The organism is SAR86 cluster bacterium, from assembly GCA_023703575.1.
Classification (GTDB): Bacteria; Pseudomonadota; Gammaproteobacteria; order Magnimaribacterales; family Magnimaribacteraceae; genus Magnimaribacter.
Genome location: CP097969.1, coordinates 1,519,945 through 1,542,587, shown reverse-complemented (window position 1 = coordinate 1,542,587; position 22,643 = coordinate 1,519,945). Strand labels below are relative to the sequence as shown.

Below are 22,643 nucleotides of genomic sequence, written 5' to 3'. Positions count from 1 at the left end.
TCAAGATTGGAAAACGATTCTTAGTTAGAATATACGTGTGGATGTATCAGAAATCTTCGAAAGTTTAAATGAACCCCAAAGGAATGCAGTAACCTCCGAATCTAAGAATTTACTCGTTCTTGCGGGCGCAGGCTCAGGAAAAACAAGAGTTATTGCCCATCGAGTGGCATGGCTTATCAAAGCTGAAAATATAAATCCACATTCAATTTTAACTGTTACTTTTACCAATAAAGCTTCTAGAGAGATGCGAGGGAGAATTGAAGACATTGTTCAAGAAGAGATGGGAAATTTTTGGTGTGGAACTTTTCATGGAATCTCGCATCGATTATTAAGGACACATTGGGAAGAAGCTGGGCTGAGAAAGGAATTCGCGATTCTGGACTCAGAGGATCAATACAGGGTAATTAAGAGAGTCATTAAGTCAATGGGTTTGGATGATACCAAGTGGCCTCCACGACAGATACAATGGTTTATAAATAAGCAAAAAGATGAATGCAGAAGATCAAAAGATGTAGAAGTAGCAGATGACTATTTCGCTGAAAAGATGGCCGAAGTATATAAGGTTTATGAAGAGCTTTGCGAGAGAGAAAGTTTAGTAGATTTTGGAGAATTACTTCTTAGAGTTTATATATTACTCAAAAGCAACGAAGAGGTCTTGAAGCACTATCAAAGAAGGTTTAGCCATATATTGGTAGATGAATTTCAAGATACTAATGAAGTCCAATATCAGTTTTTGAGACTTCTAGCTGATGGTGGCGCATGCTTTATGTCTGTAGGAGATGATGACCAATCAATTTATGGTTGGAGAGGTGCAAAAAGTGAAAACATAAATAGATTTACAACTGATTATAAAAATACTGAAATAATTAGACTAGAGCAAAACTATAGATCAACCTCAGTTATTTTAAATGCTGCAAATGCAGTCATTAAAAATAATCAAGGAAGAATGGGAAAGGAACTTTGGACTGATCAGAAAGAAGGAGAACCAATTTCTATATATTCAGCTTACAACGAAGATGATGAAGCTAGGTATGTTGTCGGCAGCATACAGAATTGGGTAAACCAAGGAAGAAGTCTTGATGAAGTTGCTATCCTTTATAGGTCCAACGCACAATCAAGGGTACTTGAAGAGGCAATTCTAAGAGAATCTTTACCCTATAAGATTTATGGTGGTTTGAGATTCTATGAAAGAGCGGAAATCAAGAATGCTATGAGTTACTTAAGACTCTTATACGGTAGAGAAGATGACGCAGCATTTGAAAGGGTTATCAATATTCCACCAAGGGGTATAGGTGCTAAGACCATAGATATAATTAGAGCTAAAGCCGCCGAAAAAAATATATCTCTATGGAAAGCTTGTGAAGAATTGATAGATGTCGAAGAGTTTACAGCTAGAGCATCTCAGTCCATTCAAGGGTTTATGTCTAGTTTTAATACTCTTGAGTCAGATACGAGAGATTTACCACTCAGAGATATAGTTGATATGGCTATTGAAAGAAGTGGGCTTATCGAATACCACAAGAAAGAAGCTGGTGAAAAAGGCAGGACAAGAGTTGAAAATTTATCGGAGTTAGTTGGTGCTGCCCGAGATTTTGAACCTGATTCTTTTGATGAACTGGAGGAGAGTGCCTTAAAGATGTTCATAGATCATGCTGCCCTTGATGCAGGTGAGACTCAAGCTTCAGAGCACGAGTCAGCGATACAACTTATGACACTGCATTCTGCCAAAGGACTAGAATTTCCTATGGTTTTCATAACCGGATTTGAAGAAGGACTCTTTCCACATAAATTATCTATAGAAGACCCAAATCAGTTACAGGAAGAGAGGAGACTCTGCTATGTAGGTATGACCAGATCTATGGAAAAATTATTTGTGACTCATGCAGAAATGAGAAATTTATACGGCTCGGAGAATTTTAATCCTGCTTCAAGGTTTTTAAGAGAGATACCCGATGAGCTAACCGTTGAGGTTCGCACAGGTGGCAATGTCTCTAGAACTGCAAAAACTAGTTCAAGTAGAGTTTCTGGAGAAGTTCCGGATACAAATTTTAAATTAGGACAAAGGGTTCTGCATGAGGCTTTCGGAGAAGGTGTGATTCTCAATTACGAAGGCGAAGGGGCCAATGCGAGAGTAGAGGTTAATTTTGATACAAGTAAAACTAAATGGCTCATGGTTGCTTACGCTAAACTGCAAAATATATAAAATAAGGTACTTAATATGAAAAGAATATTAGCTATAGGGACTTTCTTTGTTTTGGTTTCTTGCTCGAGCACAGAAGAATTCACCAGTGAAGATCAAGGATGTTTTTCAAATGGAGCAAAGAATTATAAATGGACTATGGTGACTACTTGGCCTAAAAATTTTCCTGGGCTTGGCATGGGGCCAGAAAATTTTTCTAAATACGTAAATGAAATGACTTGTGGAAGGATGCAAATAAAAGTTTACGGAGCTGGAGAATTCGTCCCTGCTTTAGGAGTTTTTGATGCCGTTTCACAAGGAAATGTCCAGCTTGGACATGGAGCATCTTACTATTGGACAGGAAAAGTAAAATCTTCTCAATTTTTTACCGCAGTACCCTTTGGACTCACTGCTCAAGAAATGAATGGTTGGCTTCACTATGGAGGGGGTATGCAGCTTTGGGAAGAAGCTTATGAGCCTTTTAATATAATCCCATTAGCTGGAGGTAATTCCGGAGTCCAGATGGCTGGTTGGTTCAAAAAAGAAATTAATTCTTTGAGCGATCTAAAGGGACTTAAAATGAGGATACCAGGTTTAGCTGGTGAAGTATTCACTAGAGCAGGTGCAGAAACGGTAACCCTGCCGGGTAATGAAATTTTTCTTTCTTTGCAACAAGGCGTGGTTGATGCTGCAGAGTGGGTTGGACCATATAATGATTTGACCTTCGGCTTTCATCAAGTCGCTGATTATTACTACTACCCTGGATGGCATGAACCTGGCTCAACTATGGAAATTATAATAAATAAACAAGCTTATGAAGCTCTACCAGACGATTTAAAGGCAATAATTAAATATGCTGCTAAATCGGCTAATCAAGAAATGCTTGATGAATATACTGCTAGAAATAACAAAGCTCTTACAGAGCTTGTTGAAAAGCATGATGTTGATCTTAGGAAGTTACCAGACAACGTCCTCATAGAATTGAAGAAAATAACTGAGGAAGTTATGGAAGATTTCATAAAAGATGATCCAATGGCACAGAGAGTTTATAAATCTTATACCGAGTTCAAAGAACAAGTAATCAACTATCATAGGATTTCTGAGAAGGCATACATAGATACAAGAGAATTGGATTGAAGAATTTAGAATTTAGAGATTTAGGTTTGGAAAAGTATCAAGATACTTGGAAGCGAATGCAGGACACAGTAAATCAAAAGTTGGGAAATGAACCAGATGAGTTATGGTTTGCGGAGCATTATCCTGTTTACACTCTAGGACATGCTGCTGAAGAGAAAAATATAATTCAAAATAATAATATTCCAGTAGTGAGAACAGATAGAGGTGGTCAGGTAACTTATCACGGACCAGGACAGCTGATGATCTACTTCCTCTTGAATTTAAGAAGGTTGGGTTGGGGTCCAAAAAAATTAATTTGTGAGCTCGAAAATATAATGATTGATCTCTTAAGTAAATACGGAGTAGATGCAAAAAGAAAAATTGGTGCACCAGGTATCTATGTTCAAGAAAAAAAAATAGCTTCAATAGGTCTCAAAATAAAAAAAGGTCATTGTTACCATGGTATAAGTTTTAATGTAGATATGGACCTAAAGCCTTTTGAAGGAATAGCTACATGTGGATTTGACTCCCTAGAAGTAACTCAACTTAAAGATCTATCGCCCGTATCAATTAAAACAATTAAACAAGACTTGGTGAACATACTAAGAGAGTATGATTCTGAGGCTGCATAATGGAAAACTTAATACCTACTAAAACTATTAAAGAAAATGGCGTAGTTGCTGTAAAGAATGGCATAAAACCCAATTCAAATAAGCTTATTCCGATTGAAAGAAAGCCTACATGGCTAAGAGTAAAATCACAAAACTCAAGAAAGTTCAGAGAGATAAAGAGTATTGTCACCGATAAGAAGCTTCATACTGTCTGTGAAGAGGCGATGTGCCCAAACATTCAGGAATGTTGGAGTCATGGCACAGCAACCTTTATGTTGCTGGGTTCTGTTTGTACTCGTGCCTGCAAATTTTGTTCAGTTGATACTGGAAACCCTAAGGGTAAGTTAGATGAAGACGAGCCAATGAAAGTTGCTAACTCAATTGCTAATATGGGTTTAAAGTATGCCGTTTTAACTTCTGTCAACAGAGACGATTTGAGCGATGGAGGTGCAGGACATTTTTCTGATACCATTCGAGCCATTAAAGAAAAAGCTCCAAAAGTAATTATCGAAGCATTAGTTCCTGATTTCCTTGGAGATACGAAATCTTTAGAAATACTTTTAGATTCAAATTTAGAAGTATTTGCTCAAAACCTTGAAACAGTAAGAAGATTGACTAGACGCGTAAGAGATCCGAGAGCTGGATATGATCAAACCTTAAAAGTTTTGAATCATGCAAAGCAGAACTCTCCAAAAATTATTACAAAAACAAGTTTAATGTTTGGACTCGGTGAGACTGAAGAAGATATCTTGGTAGCTTTTGAAGATATCAAAAGAGTAGGAGTAGATGTGCTCACTCTCGGTCAATATATGCGACCTACTATAAATCACTTACCAGTTGAAAAGTGGTATACACCGGATGAATTTGAATATTTTAAAAAACTTGCAATAGAAATTGGCTTTTTAGAAGTTGCTTCTGGACCAATGGTACGTTCATCCTATAGGGCCGATAGAATAGCCCATCTTATTTGAAAACTAATTTCCGTAAACTGCTTGTGGTAGTGCAGTCACCAACTCTGGAAAAATAGCTAGAGCTATCAAAACTCCCAGCTGAATAAGAATAAAAGGGATAACCCCTCTATATATAGCCTTCGTTGCGAGGGTATCTGGTGCTACACCTCTTAAATAAAATAAAGCAAAACCGAATGGAGGAGTCAAAAAAGATGTTTGAAGATTTATGGCAATCATTATACCCAACCAAATGGGATCGACTCCCAGCATTAATAATGCCGGTCCAACAATAGGAACCACGACTAGTGTAATTTGAATAAAATCTAATATGAAACCTAGTAAGAAAATTATCACCATAACTACCAAGACGGCTCCAAACGCTCCTCCCGGTAATTCTGTAAAGATACCGGTTATGAGGTCATCTCCTCCAAATCCTCTAAACACCAATGAGAAAATTGATGACCCTAAAAGTATCATAAAAACCATAGCAGTAATTTCTGTTGTTGTTTCAACAGCTTCAGTGAGGTTTGCCCTAGTTAGACTGCTTTTGCTTACAGCTAGTAAAATAGCTCCGAGAGCTCCAACACCAGCCGCTTCTGTTGGGGTAGCAATACCCAAAAGAATAGATCCTAATACAGAAGTTATTAGGATAAATGGAGGAAGTAAAGATGTCAGTAATATTTTCCACTTTCCAGAGACTATAGTTACTACTTGAGACGGAGCCATTTTAGGCGAAAGATAAGCTCTAATGATTACATAAAATGCGTAGCAAAAAACCAAAATAAGGCCGGGAATAATTGCCCCCATAAACAGATCACCCACTGAAACAGTTCTTGCGGAGAAATTACCAATACTCAGCTGAGATTGTTGATAAGCAGCAGAAAGAACATCTCCTAATATCACCAATGCTATTGAAGGCGGAATAATTTGACCTAAAGTCCCAGTCGCGCAGATAGTTCCTGCAGAAAGACTAGGGTCATAGTTTCTAGACAACATGATAGGCAAAGAAATCAATCCCATTGCTATGACTGTGGCACCAACTATTCCTGTACTTGCTGCAATTAAGGCTCCAACGAATATGACAGATATAGCTAGGCTACCCCTAAAACCACCAATAACCTCCGCCATATTACTCAGTAAGTCTTGAGCTAGATTTGATTTTTCTAGCAGAACACCCATGAAAACAAATAAAGGAACCGCGACAAGAGTCATATTTGTCATATCTCCATAAAGCCTATTTGGAATTGCTCCTAAGAAAGCGCTTTCAAAGGTTCCTGTGATTACACCTAATCCAGCAAAAATAAGTGCAGTTCCTGCTAATGAAAAGGCTACAGGAAAGCCTGCTAGTAAGACTAAGCAAATTACACCAAACATTAACAGTGGTATGAATTCAACCATGGTGCTTAATAACTAGATATGATTTTAAGATTTCGGAAAGACTTTGAAGCGAGAGTAGAACAGCAACTGCTATTAGCAAAGATTTTTGTATGTAAACAAAGGGTAGACCGTCTGGCTCGGGTGAAACCTCCATAATTCTCCATGAGAATTCCACGTAACCCCATGAATAAAAAAGTATTGTCCAACATACCGGTTGGAGAAAAATGACATTACCAAGTAAATCTACAAGAGCTTTTTTAGACTCATTAAAATTTCTATAGAAGATGTCTACTCTGACATGAGCTCCTCTTTTTAGGGCAAACGCAGCACCCAGTAGGAATAAACTACCATGAAGATACAGAACTACATCTTGCAAGAAAACAGAACCCATATCCATGCCATATCTCATAATAACCACGAGACAAGTTATAAGAACCATTATTGCAACGAACCATGAGCAAATCTTTCCAGTTAATTCTGAAAATCTATCTAAGTATCTACTAACGCCTTCCAAGGTAAATCTATTTTTGTTAACGAGAAATTCAATTATAATTGAGGGGAGGTATTTATGAACTTACAATTTACACAAGAAGAATTAGATTTTCAAAAGGAAGTAAGAGACTGGATAACGGAAAATTATCCTGAAGATATGAAAGATAGACTCATGAACTCTCCTAATGGCCATGTTACTAAAGAAGAACATGTTAAATGGCAACAAGCGCTTTATTCTAAAGGTTGGGCTGGTGTAAATTGGCCTAAAGAATATGGTGGTGCTTCTTTTACTGCTTCACAAAAATATTTGTTTAGTAAAGAGATGGCGGCAGCAAGAGCCCCTGGCTTTACTGCTTTTGGCATTTCAATGGTTGCCCCCGTTATCATGGCTTTTGGTACTGATGAACAGAAAGCAAAATATCTTCCCGATATTCTTTCTTCAAAAGTGTGGTGGTGTCAGGGTTATTCTGAACCAGGATCTGGTTCGGATCTTGCCTCACTTAAAACAAAAGCTGAAGATAAAGGGGATCACTACCTTGTGAATGGAGCCAAAACCTGGACAACAATGGCGCAACATGCCGATATGATTTTCTGTCTTGTTAGAACAAGTCAGGAAGATATAAGGCAGAAAGGAATTTCTTTTTTACTCATTGATATGCATTCTGAAGGAATCGAAGTCCAACCGATTAATACCTTAGACAATACTCCAATAGGACATCATGAAGTCAATACTGTGTTTTTTGAGGATGTCAAAGTACCAAAAGAAAACTTAATTGGTGAAGAGGGCAAGGGCTGGACTTATGCAAAGTATTTATTGGAGTTTGAGAGAGGTAACGGCTATTCCTCAGAGCTTTACCAACAACTTCAACAGCTGAAAGCAAAGGCGGACTTAGAAGATGTTAATGGTAACAAGTTATCGGATGACCAAAGTTTTATGGAAGAAATTGCTAAATTAGAAGTGCAAATTAATGCAATGGAAGCAACTGAGTTAAGGATTTTAGGAAGTCTATCAGCCGGACAGAATGTCGGTCCTGAGTCATCTCTCTTAAAGACTAGAGGGACTGAGATAGGTCAGGCTATAACAGAACTGGCGGTAGAACTGGTCGGTTACTACGGATTGCCATTTCATAATCCTGGTCCTGAGATCGGAAATAATGAACCCGCCATAGGCAGCAGATTTGCTAATACTGCAGCACCAAGATATTTCAATTATAGAAAGGCTAGTATTTATGCTGGGTCTAATGAAATACAAAGAAATATAATGGCAAAACTAGTTTTAGGTTTAAGTTAATGCTGATATTAGTTTCTCCTGCAAAGACTCTAGATTACGAGTCTAATATAAATTTTGATGACTTCTCAGTAGCCTCACATCTTTCTGATAGTGAGATTCTCATAAAAGAATTACAGAAAAAGAGTCCGGAAGACCTATCCTCCTTAATGGGGTTAAGCGAAAAATTATCTGCTCTTAATTTTGAAAGAAATATGAATTGGACTAAGCCTATCAAACCAAATGGTACTGCTAGGCAATCAATCTTCGCTTTCAAAGGAGATGTTTATCAAGGCTTAGACGCGCTTTCTCTTTCCAAGTCAGAAATTAATTATGCTCAAGAAAATCTATGCATATTATCGGGACTCTATGGCTTACTTAAGCCGTTGGATCTTATGTACCCTTACAGATTGGAAATGGGGACTAAATTTAAAACTGAACGGGGTAATAATCTATATGATTTTTGGGGAACGAAGATTAGTACCTCTATTAATCGGATTGCTAAAGATAATAAATCAAAAGCAATTGTAAATTTAGCATCTGTAGAATATTTTTCAGTTCTCAAAAATAAAGAAATAGATTTACCAGTTATCAATCCTGTTTTTAAGGATTTTAAAAATGGCGAATATAAAATTATAAGTTTCTTCGCCAAGAAGGCTAGGGGAACGATGGCTAGATTTATTATTCAAAATAAGATAAAAAAAGCTGATGAGCTTCAAGAATTTAATATTGATGGTTATCGCTTCAGCAAAAAGGATTCTAAAGAATATTCGCCCGTCTTCTTAAGAAAAGTTTAAACGCCTACCTCTCCGTCCAAGTATTTTCTTCTTGGAAGCATATCCTCGAATTCTGGTTCAGTATTCTCTGCCTTTGCTTTAAAAGCAACTGACATTTCGTCGCTAATTCCAACTGCAGTATTCCACAATGCTATATGATTCAATGATTCTTCCACAGTATGATCTCTTCCATAATTGAGTGATTCTTTTGTTCCCGCGATAGCAAGAGGGCCTTTTGACGCAATTTCAGCAGCCACCTCCATAACCCTTTTCATCATTTCTTCTTTAGTTTCAAATACTTCATTTACAAGACCATGTTTCATTGCTTCTTCTGGAAGGAATCTTCTACCTGTATAAGCCAATTCTCTGACCACACCTTCAGGTATTAGTCTGGGAATTCTTTGTAAGGTACCTACATCCGCAGCCATACCGATATTTATTTCTTGAATACAGAAGAAGGCATCCGATGTGCAGTATCTCATATCTGTAGCTGTAGCGAGGTCTACACCACCACCTACACAAGCACCTTGTACAGCTGCAATTACAGGCATTCTGGCCTTTTCCAAGCAAGTAATTGTGTGTTGTAGATCTAGTGTCACTCGATATCCAGATTCTTTCCTCATACCCATATGAGCATTGGGTTGTTTATCTGATGGAGAGAAGTTAGCTAAGTCCATTCCTGCACAAAAGTGTTTACCTTCTCCTGACAATACTATAACTCTCGCAGATGCATCATCTGAGATACTCTCAACTAAGTGAGGAAGCTCGGACCAAAAAGCTTTATTCATGGTATTGAATTCGTCTGGTCTAGACATTTTGATATGAGCTATTTTGTTTGTAATTTCTAAATCAAAGCAAGTGTATTCCATTTTTATCTCCGTATTGCTAGACAGTTTCAGCTAAATTAATGATTTCATCAACTTTTACTTTTAGTTGATCAACATGATCAAACGCTTTGTTGTGAGGCATCACAACTTTTCTTTCCCTGCTAAGTAGGTCTAAACCTTTTTTTAGTTCTTGGGCACTCTCTATCAACTTAGTTTTGTTTTCCATATGAATTTTTTTATATTTCCTTCTGATGATATATTGTAGAAGAAAAGAGAGATTCAAGAAATGGAAGTTTCAAAATTAACAGAAATGTCAAATTTAGTTCTTGAGGCTGTAGAACTGGCTTCGGATATTGTTATGGAAATATATAATTCTGGTGATCTTAAAGTAGAGGACAAACATGACGGGTCTCCGGTAACGATAGCCGATAAGAAATGTCACGAAATCCTCTTCAAGTACCTTAAATCTATTGATGCCAATATACCTATATTGTCCGAAGAGGGTGACACTGAAGAAAATAAAGAGGATTTGTTTTGGTTAATTGATCCCTTAGACGGGACGAAGGAATTCATTAATAAAAATGGAGAATTTACAGTAAATGTTGCACTTATTGAAGACGGTATGCCGATTCTCGGTGTAGTATCGGCACCAGCAGTTAATGAAACCTTTATAGGTTTCGCGGGAAGAGCTTTCAAGATACAAGGAAAAGAGAAGATTGAAATAACTTCTCAAAAACAGAGCAAAGAATTCTGTCTCGTGACGGTGAGCAAAAGCCATAAAAGTGAAAAAGATCAGGCATTTATTAATCTCTGTGAAAAAAAATTTTCTGAGGTTAAAGAACTTCCAACTGGGAGTTCTTTAAAGTTGTGTCGAGTCGCGGAAGGCAAGGCAAATATTTATAGTAGGTTAGGTCCAACTTATCAATGGGATATCGCTGCCGGACAAGCAGTTGTTGAAGCGTCCGGTGGGCTTATATCCAGTTTAAATGGTCAAGCTTTGACTTATGATTTTATTTCAGAGAAAAAAAATCCTTTATTTTATTGCTCAGGTGATCCCTCATATCCCTGGCAAGATATTTTCGCAAAGTTAATCTAAATTAAGAATAATCTTTCCGATATTTTCGTCTGATTCCATTATTGAATGAGCTTTTTCACAATCTTCGAAGGACAGAATCTGATAGATAATCGGCTTAAGAGCGCCTGAATCAAATAGTGGCATAACTTTGCTTGAGAGATCTTCCATAACTCTAGTCTTCGTCTCCAAGCTTCTTGCCCTGATGGTTGATCCTATTACCCTATGCCTTTTTATCATTAAATGCCCAAGATTTATATTTGCTTTGGCACCACTCATTAAACCAATAATAATTAACTTTCCTTCTAATCCGAGGACACTTAAGTTTTTCTCAAAATACTCTGCACCTACTGGATCTAAGATGATATCTACTCCGTTTGGAGACCATTCTTTAATCTTTGAAAATATATCTTTTGATCTAATTTCTCCTGCTGAAGCTCCTAAGTTAAGACAGAAATCAATTTTCTCTTGGGTTCCTGCACTCACAAAACTATCGCAACCAAAAGCCCGGGCTAACTGTATCCCGGCTGTTCCAATACCACTTGCTCCTGCGTGAAAGACAATTTTATCTCCTTCTTTCATATGAGCCTCTGTGAAAAGATTCAACCAACAAGTGGCATAAACTTCTGGAATTGATGCACCTTCAGCCCAACTTAGTTTAGGTGGCTTTAGAATTGTGTGGTTCTCAGGGCAAGTTACATATTCTGCGTACCCCCCACCTGCCAAAAGTGCAATAACTTCATCTCCAGGTTTCTTAGAATTTACATTTTTACCAATACTCTCAATTATTCCGCTACATTCCAGTCCTAAAATTTCACTTTCACCAGGAGGAGGAGGGTATAAGCCATTCTTTTGTGCAATGTCAGCACGGTTCAAACCAGCTGCTTTCACCTTGATAAGTACTTCATTATCTTTTAATACTGGTAATTCAATATCTTTAATTTCTAGTTTCTTTTCTATGACTTCTATAGCTTTCATAATTTTATAAACATCATCATCTAGACGTCTCAACTTAGTTTAAAAATCTAAATTTGCACCTTTAATCACTTAAATTGTAAAATTTGCTTAGATTATGCCTAAAAAAGAGCTTAAGAGTGAAAATTCTGCAGGTACAGCTCTTCAGGAAATGGAGGCTCTAGCACCCGGTGGTGACCTTCAAGCTTATATAAACTCAGTGCATAGCATTGGTGTTTTAACCTCTGAAGAAGAAAAAAAACTTGCAGAAGATTTATATTATAGAAATGACCTCGATGCTGCTAGAAAGCTAGTTTTAGCCCACTTAAGGTTTGTAATATACGTTGCAAAGACATATTCAGGATATGGCTTACCCGAAGCAGACCTTATTCAAGAAGGAAATGTAGGTCTCATGAAAGCAATAAGAAAATTTAATCCTGAAATGGGTGTCAGATTGATATCTTTTGCGGTGCATTGGGTTAAAGCCGAAATCCATGAATATGTTTTGAAGAATTGGAAAATAGTCAAAATAGCCACTACTAAACCGCAGAGAAAGTTATTCTTTAATTTGAGAAGTAAAAAGAAGGGTCTTGGGTGGTTGACAGAAGAAGAAGTAGAGTCCATGGCAAAAGATTTAGGGGTAAAGCCTTCAGAAGTAAGAGAGATGGAGAAAAGATTAAGTGGTACTGACATGCCTTTTGATCCTCTTGCAGATTCAGACGATGATGAAGCTTCTTACTCCCCATCTCAATATTTGGAAGATGAAGATGCTAACCCTGCAGACATATTTGCAAAAGATAGTTTGGATGAAACGAATACTAGTAAATTATACGAGGCAATAAATCAGCTTGATGATAGAAGCAGAGATATACTTCAAGATCGATGGTTAGCGGACGAAAAACTTACGCTTCACGAGTTGGCTGAAAAATATGATATTTCTGCTGAGCGTGTTCGCCAAATAGAAAAAAACGCAATGAAAAAAGTGAAGCAGTCTTTCTCTGCAGGAGAATAACTTGCCTTTACAAGATAGACTCAAAAGCTTTGTCTTGAGAAGAGGGAGGTTAACCTCTAATCAGTCAAGGGCACTCTCAGAGCATTGGGACAAGTACATTCTTGATAATGAAGAAAAACTTAGTAATATCTGGAAAAAAAACCCTTCAGTTTTAGATATAGGTTTTGGGTCAGGAGAGACTACTGCATATTTAGCTAAGATAAACCCCGAAATGTTAATTTTAGGAGCAGAGGTTTATCTGTCTGGAATAGGATCTCTTTTAAGTAAAGCAAATGAAGAGTCACTAAATAATATTAAAATATTAAACTCAGATATTGTTCCTTTTTTAGAAGATAAAGTATCAGACAACTGCTTTGATCTAATCATATTGTTTTACCCTGATCCCTGGCCAAAGAGGAAGCACCATAAAAGAAGATTATTACAAAAAGACTTTATTGATTTAATAAATAAAAAACTCAAACAAAATGGCACCTTCTACTTTAAAACAGACTGGATTGATTACTTCGATGAAACGAAGAAGCTTTTAAATAATGATCCAAATTGGAGAGTTTTACAAAAAGAAAATCTCGAGGAGTATTTAGTGAACCTACCTAGGACATCCTTTGAAAATAAGGCCCTTCAGGCAAAGAGAAAATTAAATGAGCTTATTCTACAAAAGACTTGTTAAATAATTCAGAGATTTTGTTGAGCAGCGATTTAAAAGCTTCAGATCTGTGAGAGATACTATTTTTCTCATCTTTCTCAAGCTCTGCTAGATGCTTTCCGTTCTCTGTAATAAAAATTGGATCATATCCAAAGCCATTCGTTCCTTTGAATTCTCTGGCAATTGATCCTTCAAGGGTACCATTACTTTGAATTATCTTTCCTTCAAAATATCCAACCAGACAACATCGAAATCTTGCACTTCTTTTGTCTTCCTGCAGCCCATCTAAATTTTTAATTAATTTCAAGCAATTATCATTGTCTAAGCCCGTTTTAGAATATCTCGCAGAGAATATTCCAGGACTGCCATTTAATGCATCAACTTCTAGTCCAGAATCATCACCTATAGCAGGTATACCTAGTTGTTTTGAAATGAACTCAGCTTTTATGAGAGCATTTTCATAGAAGGTATTTCCTGTTTCCGGTGGTAGATCTTTTATGATCTCAGGGATTTTAATGAATTCGTAAGGTTTGCCTTTTGCCAATTCCTCGAACTCTTTAAGTTTGCCATTATTTTTCGTAGCAATTGCTATTTTCATTTAGAGATCTTATACATGGCAGTTGTGGCAAATAAATTTGGCACAACTTTAGCCAATACACTTTCTTTCCCAAATTTATTAAAGAAGCATTTTTCTCTTATATTAATTCCGCATTCACTACAAAGATTCTCAAAATCCTTAATGGTACATAAATGAATATTATCGGTATCATGCCAGGTATTTGGCAATGTTCCTGTCACAGGCATCTTACCTGATAGTAAGAGATTAATTCTTGTAGTCCAATAACCAAAATTAGGAATTGTAACAATACTCTCATTTCCAATTCTTGTTACCTCTTGAAGAGCTTTCTTGGGTTCCCTTAAGACTTGAATAGTTTGGCTCATAATCACTATGTCAAAACTCTTGTCACTGAAATTCCCTAAACCTTCATCAATATTTTGATGAATAACATTTAGACCAGACTGGATGCATTTATTAATATCATCTTGATTTATTTCTACTCCTAGTACCGTAGACCCCCATTCTTTCGATAAAATATTCATTATCTCACCATCTCCACAACCTAGATCTAGAACTTCAGATTCTTTATCTATCCAATTTTTTATAACTTCAATTGTATTCATTTAATTTTCTAGAAAAGCCGCTAAACCCTTTACATAATCTTCATTTGCGAACAAAAATGAGTCGTGTCCGTGAGGACTATCAATTTCAAGGTAACTCACATTTTTTTTGGCTTCGATAAGGGCATTTACAATTTCCTTTGATCTTTCAGGAGCAAACCTCCAATCAGTTGAGAAAGATACCACTAATAACTGCGCCTCAATGGACTCAAAAGCACTTACCAATTTGCCTTCAAAATTACTTGCTGGATCGAAGTAGTCTAGAATCTTTGTCATCAGAAGATAAGTGTTTGCATCAAAACTCTCTGAAAAAACATCACCTTGATACCTTAAATAACTTTCTATTTCAAACTCCGCATCATAACCAAAATTTAATTTTTCCTTTTTCAGCTCTCTTCCAAATTTGCTCCTCATTGCTTCCTCAGAGAGATAAGTAATGTGTCCTACCATTCTCGCTAATTTGAGACCTTGTTTTGGGTACTTACTTTTATCTAGATATCTACCGCCTTCAAAATCTGGATCATTTAATATGGCTTGTCTTGCAACTTCATTGAAAGCTATATTTTGTGCACTTAACTTCGGTGCTGCAGCAATAATTCCTGCTTTTTTTATTCTTTTAGGATAAAGATAGGACCATTCTAGAGCTTGCATTCCACCTAGACTGCCTCCCATGACAGCATGCCATTTTTCTATGCCCAATAAATCAGAAAGTTTGGCTTGTGAATTTACCCAATCTCTTACTGTAATAATTGGAAAGTCAGGTCCATAATACTCTCCAGTATCGTGGTTAATTGAACTTGGTCCAAGAGAACCGTGACAACCACCTATATTATTTGGGCAAACTACAAAAAATTTGTTTGTATCCACCGCTTTACCTGGGCCAATAAGAGAATCCCACCAGCCTGGTTTTTCTTCGTGTTCGTATTTTCCAGCGGCATGATGATTGCCACTCAACGCATGGCAGATAAGTATTGCATTCGTCGAATCTGCATTAAGAGCACCATAAGTTTCATAGACAAGTTCTATATCATTGAAACTTTGACCACACTCAAGCTCAAATTTACCCTCAAGAGTAACTTTTTGTGCCTTTACTTTTCCTATCGAATTACTCATAAAAAAACCTGTTTGCCTCAGCAAAACAGGTTTAATTTAATGCATTAGCTGTATTTCAATTAAACGCCCGCAAGCTGTGTCAAATCGGCGAAAACACTATTATATTGAAACTATCATTAGAAACCAACTGACAACCAAACTGGTAATCCAGATTCAATAGCAAACTGAACAAATATTGATTGCAAGAAGTTCAATAAGATGAAAGCGAATATAGGTGAAAAGTCTAGCCCTCCCATAGGGGGCAAGAATATTCTAAATGGACTAAAAAACTTATCCGACATTTGTCTAATTAAAACTATGGCTGGATGAAAATTATTCCCAGCTACAAAACTTAAAATTATTCCTCCCAATAAAATCCACCAAACCATTTTAAGCATTAATAAAATAACTGAGTAGGTAGACCACATAAAAATCTTTACAGGATCATAATCGACCGATCCTGCCATGACAGCTAAATAAAAGGCTCCTGACTGAATAAAAACAGCTACTAGAAATGAGGCGAAGTCTATGTTCCTGAAGGGTTTTATAGCCGATCTAAGAAATTGACTCGGCAAGTCTACTGCCCTAATTATTCCTTGGACTAACGGATTATAGTAATCAACTTTAAGAAGACGGAACATAAAGTTAAAAACTACACCAAGTGTAAAAACATCCATTAAAGCTTTGAAAAGGAAAAAGGTTGCTTCCGACATTAATCTTCTCCTAATTCAATTGATTTCTTTTCAGCAGCTATCATAGATTTGCTTATTATTTCCTTTAACCCCTCTATCTCAAATTCTTCTATTGCTGTTTGGGTTACTCCTCCTGGTGAGGTAACTTTCTTTCTTAAAACATTAGGAGAATCATCTGAATTAAGAACCAGATTTGCAGCGCCCGAAATCATCGACGCTAGTAAATTTTTCTTTTCTTGTTCCGAAAGATGTAAGTTTTTTGAGGAGTCCAGTAAAGATTCAATTAGGTAAAATACATATGCTGGGCCTGATCCAATTAGGGCTGTAAAAATGTCTATATCTTTTTCATTGATATGAGCAATTTTTCCTACACATTCAAATAAAAGTTTGGCATTTTCAATATCACTTGATTGTGCATTACTGTTGGCACAAATTGCAGTTACACCTTCCATTATACTAGCAGGAGTATTTGGCATAGCCCTTATCACTCTCATGGGAGATCCTAATTGAGATTCTATCTTCTCAATCTTTACTCCAGCAGCAATAGAGATTATCAGAATATCTTTATCTGTAACTACACCTTTTATTTCATCAATTACAGCTTGGACGATATTTGGCTTCACAGCGAGAATGACTATATCGGCAATATCCACTATATCGAGATTATTATTTGTAGTTTTTATCCCGAAGTCTTTAGAAAGTTTTTCTAAATGTTCCTGTTCTGGCGAAGAGGCAATGATCTTAGAGGCACTTTGATCACTATTGATTAAGCCAGATATAAGTGCAGTTGCCATATTACCGGCACCTATAAACCCTATAGTTTCTTTAATATTTTTCATTTTCTTTGACCAAATATACCTGTGCCCACTCTTATCATTGTAGCCCCTTCCTGAATAGCTGCAGCATAATCTGATGACATGCCCATTGATAGGGTATCAAAGTTGTTTCCTTTTTCATTTAATGTTGAAAATATATTTTTCACGATTCCGAAAATTTCTTTCTGCTCTTCTAGAGCTTCTCTTGGTCTGGGTATTACCATCAATCCTCTTATTTTCAGATTTTGTAAGGCTTTAATTTGTTCAATGAAACAATCAATTTCTTTAAGATCTAAACCAGACTTATTTTCTTCATTATCTATGTTGAGTTGGAGGCACACATTTAGAAAACCTCTTGATTTAGGTCTTGCGCTATTAAGTTTCATAGCTACTTTTACACTGTCGACGGTATGCACCCAGTCAAAAATTTCAGCTATTCTTTTTGCTTTTCTTGACTGAATAGATCCTATGTAATGCCAGACTAAATCTTTTGGCAAATTTTTAATTTTCTCTTCAGCCTCTTGTAGATAATTTTCACCAAAATGTGCTAAACCACTTTCATAAGCTTCTCTTATACTATCGATTGTCTGAGCTTTACTTGCACCTATCAAGATTATTTCATCGGTCTTTCTGCCAGAAAGCTTACAATTTTCTTCAATACCCTGATTAATTTTGTGTAAGTTGCTGGAGATCACTTTCTACATTTCATGAGGAGCATTTATTCCCAGAACAGTGAGCCCATTATGAATAACTTGCTTTACTCCATTCAGCAAGAACAATCTAGAGTTCATAAGCTTCTGGTCTTCAACTATAAATTTTTCAGTATTGTAGTAGCTATGAAAAATACTAGCCAAGTCCTTTAAGTAATAGCAAATTAAATGAGGCTCGCTTGCTATAGCTGCTCTTTCAATTAAAGGTGGATACTGTTTAAGAATTTTCTGTATTTCTATCTCTTTGTTGGAATCCAATAATCCAAGCTCTGATGCAGTCAATTCTTCTTCTTGAGCTTTGGACTTACGTAAAACGCTGCATATTCGAGCATGCGCATATTGGATATAGTACAGAGGATTGTCTTTAGACTGCTCTTTCGCGAGGTCTAAATCAAAGTCTAAATGTTGATCAGCTTTTCTATTAATATAAAAAAATCTTGCTGCTTCTGATGTAACCTCTTCTATGAGTTCTTTGAGTGAAATAAATTCACCACTTCTAGTAGACATAGTCACTTTTTTTCCTGACCTAATTAAATTAGCAAATTGAATAAAGACCACTTCAAGCTTTTCTACATTCTTTTCACTTGCTTCCATGGCCGCCTTCACTCTTGGAAGATAGCCATGATGATCTGAACCCCAAATATTGATTATCCTATCGTATCCGCGATCATATTTGTCTAAGTGGTAGGCAACATCAGAGGCAAAATAAGTAAATTCACCATTGCCTCTTTTTAAAACTCTGTCCTTATCATCTCCAAGTTCTGAAGATTTAAACCAAATAGCACCTTCTTTTTCGTATACGAAACCTTTAGATGAAAGCTCATCAATAGATTGATCAACCTTGCTAAGATCATGCGGTTCACTTTTATAAAGTGTAGATTCTGAAAACCAGTTATTGTGATCTACTCCAAATTCTAATAGATCTTCTTTTATTAATTCTAATATTTCTCTGAGAGCAAAATCTCTCACGTAAGAAAATTCGTCATTTAGCTTAGATTTGATCCTATCAATAACCTCGTCAGTATGTTTTTCAGCTTCTTCGTTCTCATATTCTAGAAGGCTTTTTATCTCATCATCATCATCAAACAGCTCATCAGATCTTAATTTCTTTAAATTTTGTGCAATGGCAATAAGATAATCGCCTTGATAACCATTATTTAACATTTTTATATTCTTATCGAATATCTGTGCATATCTAATCCATAAGCTCACAGAAAGAATATTCATTTGTCTCCCAAAATCATTTACATAATATTCTTCATCTACTTGAAATCCTGCTTCCTTCAAAAGCCTCGACAATACAGATCCAAAAACTGCACCTCTTCCGTGCCCAACATGTAAAGGACCTGTTGGATTGCTTGAAACGTATTCAATAAGAACTTTTTTATTATTGGATTCAAATTTTCCAAACTTATCTTTTTGAATTGAGATATCTCTCAAAATTGCACCATGCGACTCTTTAGACAAGAAAAAGTTTATAAAGCCAGGGCCTGCAACATCAACTTTTACTATTTCGTTGTTAGTTGTAAATTTGTCTTTAATTTCTTCTGCAATCTCTTTAGGATTTCTTTTTAGGGGTTTGGCTAGCACTAAAGCTACATTACTAGCGAGATCACCATATTGCTTCTCTTTATTATCTTGGATGCTTATTTCAAATTCATCATGAATGGATTCTGAACTCCCATATAAATCTATTATTATGCTACGCAAGCTCTCCTTAATTTTTTCTTTCATGGGGCAGTTTATTTTCGACCTTGATACTCTCCATTTCTCGTATCAATTGTGACGAGTTCACCTTCTGATACAAATAGAGGTACTTTTATTATTGCTCCAGTTGAAAGCGTTGCCGGCTTTGTGCCTCCTGTGGCAGTATCCCCTTTCACCCCAGGATCTGTTTGTGTGATCTTTAGATCAACGAAAGTAGGAGCGACTACAGATATTGGTTTTTCATTCCAAAGAAGTACTTTACAAATATCCTCTTCAGTAACCCATTTCTCAAGATCAGAAACTATATCTAGAGCTACTGGAATTTGTTCATAAGTATCGGGATGCATAAAAAACCACGCACTACCATCGCTGTATAGAAATTGCATGTCTAATTCCTCAATATCTGCTGCTTCAAGAGATTCACCAACTTTACAAGTTTTTTCTCCAACCCTTCCTGTAAGGTAGTTTCTAAACTTAATTTTACTAAAAGCCTGCCCTTTACCAGGTTTATTGAATTCTTCTTCAATAATCACGCAAGGGTCGTTATCGATTATTATTTTTAAACCGACTTTGAAGTCACTAGTAGAATACGATACCAAGATTTCTTCCTATATATTTTTCAATGAAACTAGTTTGTTTCCAAATTTTACAAGCTTATTTTCTTTCAAGGAATCTAAATCTATTTTATATGAGTCCTTAAAAATTAGTATTACTGTTGATCCCATTCGGAAATAAGCCAATTCATCTCCTTTTTTAACATTAGTATCTTTGGGTGGACCTATTTTCCACTCTTCGACTAATTCTTTTCTTGAACACTCTTTACTATCAATCCAAAAGGGCACAATACTGCCTACAACAGAGGCACCCACTGATACTAGAGCGTATTCAAGACTGTTTGATACAATGTGTAAAACAGATCTCTCATTTTTTATATAAAGGCGTGGAATGGACTCTTGGGCTCTCTTATTGACACTATATAGTGAAGACCCCAGATGATTTGAATGAATTATCTCCCCATCCCACGGACAATGTATTCTGTGGTAGTCTGTTGGAGCTAGATAAATAGTTATGAAATAGCCCCCTTTATATTTGTTTTGATACTCTATCCCTACAAGTTCATCTAGTTCATAGTTATGTTTCTTTGCCTGCAAAAGTTTCCCGTCTTCAATAAAACCATGACTTACAATTTCACCGTCTACAGGAGAGATAAAACTGTTTTTTGATAATTCAATTTTCCTTGACTCCTTTGCCAATTTCCTAGTAAAAAATTCATTATAAGAACTGTAACTATTTATATTCTTATTCATTGCCTCCTCAAGGTTTGGTTTATAGAAGGCTATAAAAGTTCTTATTAACAAATTCTTGATGATTTTTATCTTGCAGTTAGCTAATGCTCCAGCCATGAATGTTAGAAAAATATGAGGGATCAACTTTTGCATCATATAATTTTTTTGAAAGAAAATAATTTAGGCATTTTAATTATGAAAGAAGAATAATCAGGATATTTCTTTAATAAATTCCCTTCAATCTTAGGTATTAGAATCCTATAAATGATGAAGATTGCAATTAATAGTCCTATAAATGACCATTCTGAACCCACGCCTCCAAAAGCAAGAATTTGAAGTCCTGAAAGAAAGAAAATAATGCCAGTAATATTTGGATGTAGAACATAGGTTCTTGACCCTTTGATAAAGAAGCCAGCTCTTTTGGTTCTTTCTTTTATCTGCTTATTACCTATGTATTCAATGAAGAATCCTATTAAACATAAAATTACCCCGATATTGTCAAAAAAGCTTAGTAGCGAAAACCCTGACAAATAATTTAAAGAAAAAACAGAGCTGAAGCATATTAATTGAAATGAAGAGAGTCGAATGATGTTGATTAATAGGACAAAATACTTTTTATTTGAAATTTGGTATCTAACCAATGTAAGAAAGTCCTCTAATAATAGTGATTTAATTGATTTATACGAAGAAAAAGATTTCAAGCACCATAACATTAGAAAAATATTTGTTACGAGTTGTCTGTTTGAAATTTCAGAAACTTGAAATACGGCTTGGACAATCATGCCAAATAAACAACTTGCAAGCACTGGTAGAAAAAAAAACTTAATTAAAATTCTAGGACTTTTTTTCTTAATAGATATTGAGACTAAACCAATTAAGATAATTGAATTGAAAAATAATAAAATCAATAAAAACTCAAAATTTGACATCTTTTAGATTTTCATGATTTACAGTTATTTCTCGTTGCATTGAACCTTATTTCTCTCTATAGTTTAACCGTTCGCAGCGGGGAATGTTGAATTTGTGTGGTGCAAAATCTCATGAAGTATATTTGCCTTACATATAATTCATCTACTTTGTGAACAGATAAGAAATAGGAATTTAGATATTAGGAGATAGCTATGTCGCGTCTGTGTAAAATTGTTTTCATACTGGCCGGAATATCAGTAGCAAACTTAGGCTTTACCGATCAAATACAACCTTTGCTAGATGTAGGAGCTGCTAGACAAGTTGCAGAAAAAACATCTCAATCGAAAATTGATGAAATGGATGAACAAACTTCAGTGATTGTAAGTGAATTCAAAACTGTAAGTAAGCAAATAGAGGGTTTAAGAGTTTATAACGCTCAAATGAGACAACAAATACAACGTCAAGAAGAACGCTTAAAAGAAATTGATAGAACTTTAAAAGAAGCACAAGTGATGCAAAGACAAATACCTCCTTTTACACGAAGAATGTTGGCTGGTGTGGAGACTTCTATAGAGTTGGATCTTCCTTTTCACCTTGCAGAAAGGAAAGAAAGAATAGCATTTGCTAAGGCTGCCTTAGATAATCCGACTGTTTCTCCTGCTGAAGGATTAAGGCAAGTTCTAGAGGCATTCAATGTTGAAGCAGAATACGGTAGAAAGATAGATGCATACAAAGACAGCATCGTCATTGATGGAGAATTAATAGAAGGTAATGTATTGAGAGTTGGAAGACTTGCTATGGTTTTTCAAACTGCTGACGAAACCCAAACCCACGCATGGAATAATTCTACAAGAGCATGGGAAGAATTAGATAACAGTTACAGGAATCCAACAAGACGTGGTCTTAGGATTGCGAATAAATTAGCAACGGTCGATTTAATGGAATTACCTTTGCCAGCAGCAACGGAGGCAAACTAA

The 22,643-nt window shown here is 36.0% G+C and carries 25 protein-coding genes; 10 read left to right on the top strand and 15 right to left on the bottom strand.

The window, feature by feature from the left end; translation table 11 throughout:
• The first annotated feature begins 31 nt into the window (after positions 1-31).
• From uvrD to lipA, 4 genes are read left to right on the top strand one after another with little or no spacing between them, the layout of a single operon-like run.
• The gene (uvrD, locus tag M9C83_07910; GenBank protein URQ67413.1) at positions 32-2,203 is read left to right on the top strand and encodes a DNA helicase II; all 2,172 of its coding nucleotides are present in this window, start codon (positions 32-34) and stop codon (positions 2,201-2,203) included.
• 15 nt (positions 2,204-2,218) lie between these two features.
• Positions 2,219-3,316 carry a TRAP transporter substrate-binding protein gene (locus M9C83_07905; protein URQ66562.1) on the top strand — a complete coding sequence of 366 codons (1,098 nt, stop codon included), beginning with the start codon at positions 2,219-2,221 and terminating at the stop codon, positions 3,314-3,316.
• Positions 3,313-3,927, top strand: a complete 615-nt coding sequence (gene lipB / locus M9C83_07900; GenBank protein URQ66561.1) for a lipoyl(octanoyl) transferase LipB — start codon at positions 3,313-3,315, stop codon at positions 3,925-3,927. The genes M9C83_07905 and lipB overlap by 4 nt, the downstream gene beginning before the upstream one ends.
• Positions 3,927-4,877 carry a lipoyl synthase gene (gene lipA / locus M9C83_07895; GenBank protein URQ66560.1) on the top strand — a complete coding sequence of 317 codons (951 nt, stop codon included), beginning with the start codon at positions 3,927-3,929 and terminating at the stop codon, positions 4,875-4,877. Before lipB ends, lipA begins: the two co-directional genes overlap by 1 nt.
• Before the next feature lie 3 nt (positions 4,878-4,880).
• On the opposite strand, the gene M9C83_07890 is transcribed toward lipA, so the two are convergent.
• Positions 4,881-6,254: a TRAP transporter large permease subunit gene (locus M9C83_07890; GenBank protein ID URQ66559.1), complete on the bottom strand. Its 1,374-nt coding sequence runs from the start codon at positions 6,252-6,254 to the stop codon at positions 4,881-4,883.
• Positions 6,247-6,747, bottom strand: coding sequence for a TRAP transporter small permease subunit (locus tag M9C83_07885; GenBank protein URQ66558.1), 501 nt, complete (start codon positions 6,745-6,747; stop codon positions 6,247-6,249). Before M9C83_07885 ends, M9C83_07890 begins: the two co-directional genes overlap by 8 nt.
• A 54-nt stretch (positions 6,748-6,801) precedes the next feature.
• Between M9C83_07885 and M9C83_07880 the strand changes: the two genes are divergently transcribed.
• A complete protein-coding gene (locus M9C83_07880) occupies positions 6,802-8,016 on the top strand; it encodes an acyl-CoA dehydrogenase family protein (protein ID URQ66557.1) in 1,215 nt (404 codons plus the stop codon).
• Complete coding sequence (gene yaaA, locus M9C83_07875; protein ID URQ66556.1) at positions 8,016-8,789, top strand: peroxide stress protein YaaA; 774 nt, start codon at positions 8,016-8,018, stop codon at positions 8,787-8,789. The genes M9C83_07880 and yaaA overlap by 1 nt, the downstream gene beginning before the upstream one ends.
• Here yaaA and M9C83_07870 read toward each other — a convergent pair.
• Positions 8,786-9,637 (bottom strand): crotonase/enoyl-CoA hydratase family protein, encoded by an 852-nt coding sequence (locus M9C83_07870; protein URQ66555.1) that lies wholly within the window; start codon positions 9,635-9,637, stop codon positions 8,786-8,788. The two genes, yaaA and M9C83_07870, sit on opposite strands and share 4 nt — an antisense overlap.
• A gap of 16 nt (positions 9,638-9,653) precedes the next feature.
• Entirely contained in the window at positions 9,654-9,821 is a 168-nt protein-coding gene (locus tag M9C83_07865) for a hypothetical protein (protein URQ66554.1), read from the bottom strand.
• Positions 9,822-9,881: 60 nt separating this feature from the next.
• Here M9C83_07865 and cysQ point away from each other — a divergent pair, with 60 nt between their 5' ends.
• Positions 9,882-10,691: a 3'(2'),5'-bisphosphate nucleotidase CysQ gene (cysQ, locus tag M9C83_07860; GenBank protein ID URQ66553.1), complete on the top strand. Its 810-nt coding sequence runs from the start codon at positions 9,882-9,884 to the stop codon at positions 10,689-10,691.
• Here cysQ and M9C83_07855 read toward each other — a convergent pair.
• Entirely contained in the window at positions 10,683-11,678 is a 996-nt protein-coding gene (locus M9C83_07855) for an NAD(P)H-quinone oxidoreductase (GenBank protein ID URQ66552.1), read from the bottom strand. The genes cysQ and M9C83_07855 overlap by 9 nt on opposite strands.
• 61 nt (positions 11,679-11,739) lie before the next feature.
• Here M9C83_07855 and rpoH point away from each other — a divergent pair, with 61 nt between their 5' ends.
• Both rpoH and trmB read left to right on the top strand, forming a co-directional pair.
• The gene (gene rpoH, locus M9C83_07850) at positions 11,740-12,633 is read left to right on the top strand and encodes an RNA polymerase sigma factor RpoH (GenBank protein URQ66551.1); all 894 of its coding nucleotides are present in this window, start codon (positions 11,740-11,742) and stop codon (positions 12,631-12,633) included.
• A gap of 1 nt (position 12,634) precedes the next feature.
• On the top strand, positions 12,635-13,300 hold the full coding sequence (trmB, locus tag M9C83_07845) for a tRNA (guanosine(46)-N7)-methyltransferase TrmB (GenBank protein ID URQ66550.1): 666 nt from the start codon (positions 12,635-12,637) through the stop codon (positions 13,298-13,300).
• Here the strand turns inward: trmB and rdgB are convergent.
• From rdgB to M9C83_07795, 10 genes are all read right to left on the bottom strand, one after another.
• Complete coding sequence (gene rdgB / locus M9C83_07840) at positions 13,278-13,874, bottom strand: RdgB/HAM1 family non-canonical purine NTP pyrophosphatase (GenBank protein ID URQ66549.1); 597 nt, start codon at positions 13,872-13,874, stop codon at positions 13,278-13,280. The two genes, trmB and rdgB, sit on opposite strands and share 23 nt — an antisense overlap.
• On the bottom strand, positions 13,871-14,458 hold the full coding sequence (gene metW, locus M9C83_07835) for a methionine biosynthesis protein MetW (GenBank protein ID URQ66548.1): 588 nt from the start codon (positions 14,456-14,458) through the stop codon (positions 13,871-13,873). The genes rdgB and metW overlap by 4 nt, the downstream gene beginning before the upstream one ends.
• The gene (locus M9C83_07830) at positions 14,459-15,568 is read right to left on the bottom strand and encodes a homoserine O-acetyltransferase (protein ID URQ66547.1); all 1,110 of its coding nucleotides are present in this window, start codon (positions 15,566-15,568) and stop codon (positions 14,459-14,461) included. It lies immediately after the preceding gene.
• Positions 15,569-15,684: 116 nt separating this feature from the next.
• Entirely contained in the window at positions 15,685-16,260 is a 576-nt protein-coding gene (locus M9C83_07825; protein ID URQ66546.1) for a YggT family protein, read from the bottom strand.
• Positions 16,260-17,078 (bottom strand): pyrroline-5-carboxylate reductase, encoded by an 819-nt coding sequence (proC, locus tag M9C83_07820; protein URQ66545.1) that lies wholly within the window; start codon positions 17,076-17,078, stop codon positions 16,260-16,262. The genes M9C83_07825 and proC overlap by 1 nt, the downstream gene beginning before the upstream one ends.
• Positions 17,075-17,749 (bottom strand): YggS family pyridoxal phosphate-dependent enzyme, encoded by a 675-nt coding sequence (locus tag M9C83_07815; GenBank protein URQ66544.1) that lies wholly within the window; start codon positions 17,747-17,749, stop codon positions 17,075-17,077. The genes proC and M9C83_07815 overlap by 4 nt, the downstream gene beginning before the upstream one ends.
• Positions 17,750-17,752: 3 nt before the next feature.
• Complete coding sequence (argS, locus tag M9C83_07810) at positions 17,753-19,474, bottom strand: arginine--tRNA ligase (GenBank protein URQ66543.1); 1,722 nt, start codon at positions 19,472-19,474, stop codon at positions 17,753-17,755.
• A 32-nt stretch (positions 19,475-19,506) separates the two neighbouring features.
• The gene (efp, locus tag M9C83_07805) at positions 19,507-20,070 is read right to left on the bottom strand and encodes an elongation factor P (protein ID URQ66542.1); all 564 of its coding nucleotides are present in this window, start codon (positions 20,068-20,070) and stop codon (positions 19,507-19,509) included.
• Between the two features lie 9 nt (positions 20,071-20,079).
• On the bottom strand, positions 20,080-20,913 hold the full coding sequence (gene asd, locus M9C83_07800) for an archaetidylserine decarboxylase (GenBank protein ID URQ66541.1): 834 nt from the start codon (positions 20,911-20,913) through the stop codon (positions 20,080-20,082).
• Entirely contained in the window at positions 20,910-21,539 is a 630-nt protein-coding gene (locus M9C83_07795) for a DUF1295 domain-containing protein (GenBank protein ID URQ67412.1), read from the bottom strand. Before M9C83_07795 ends, asd begins: the two co-directional genes overlap by 4 nt.
• Positions 21,540-21,878: 339 nt before the next feature.
• On the opposite strand from M9C83_07795, the gene M9C83_07790 reads away from it, so the two are divergent.
• Positions 21,879-22,643, top strand: a complete 765-nt coding sequence (locus tag M9C83_07790) for a DUF3450 domain-containing protein (GenBank protein URQ66540.1) — start codon at positions 21,879-21,881, stop codon at positions 22,641-22,643.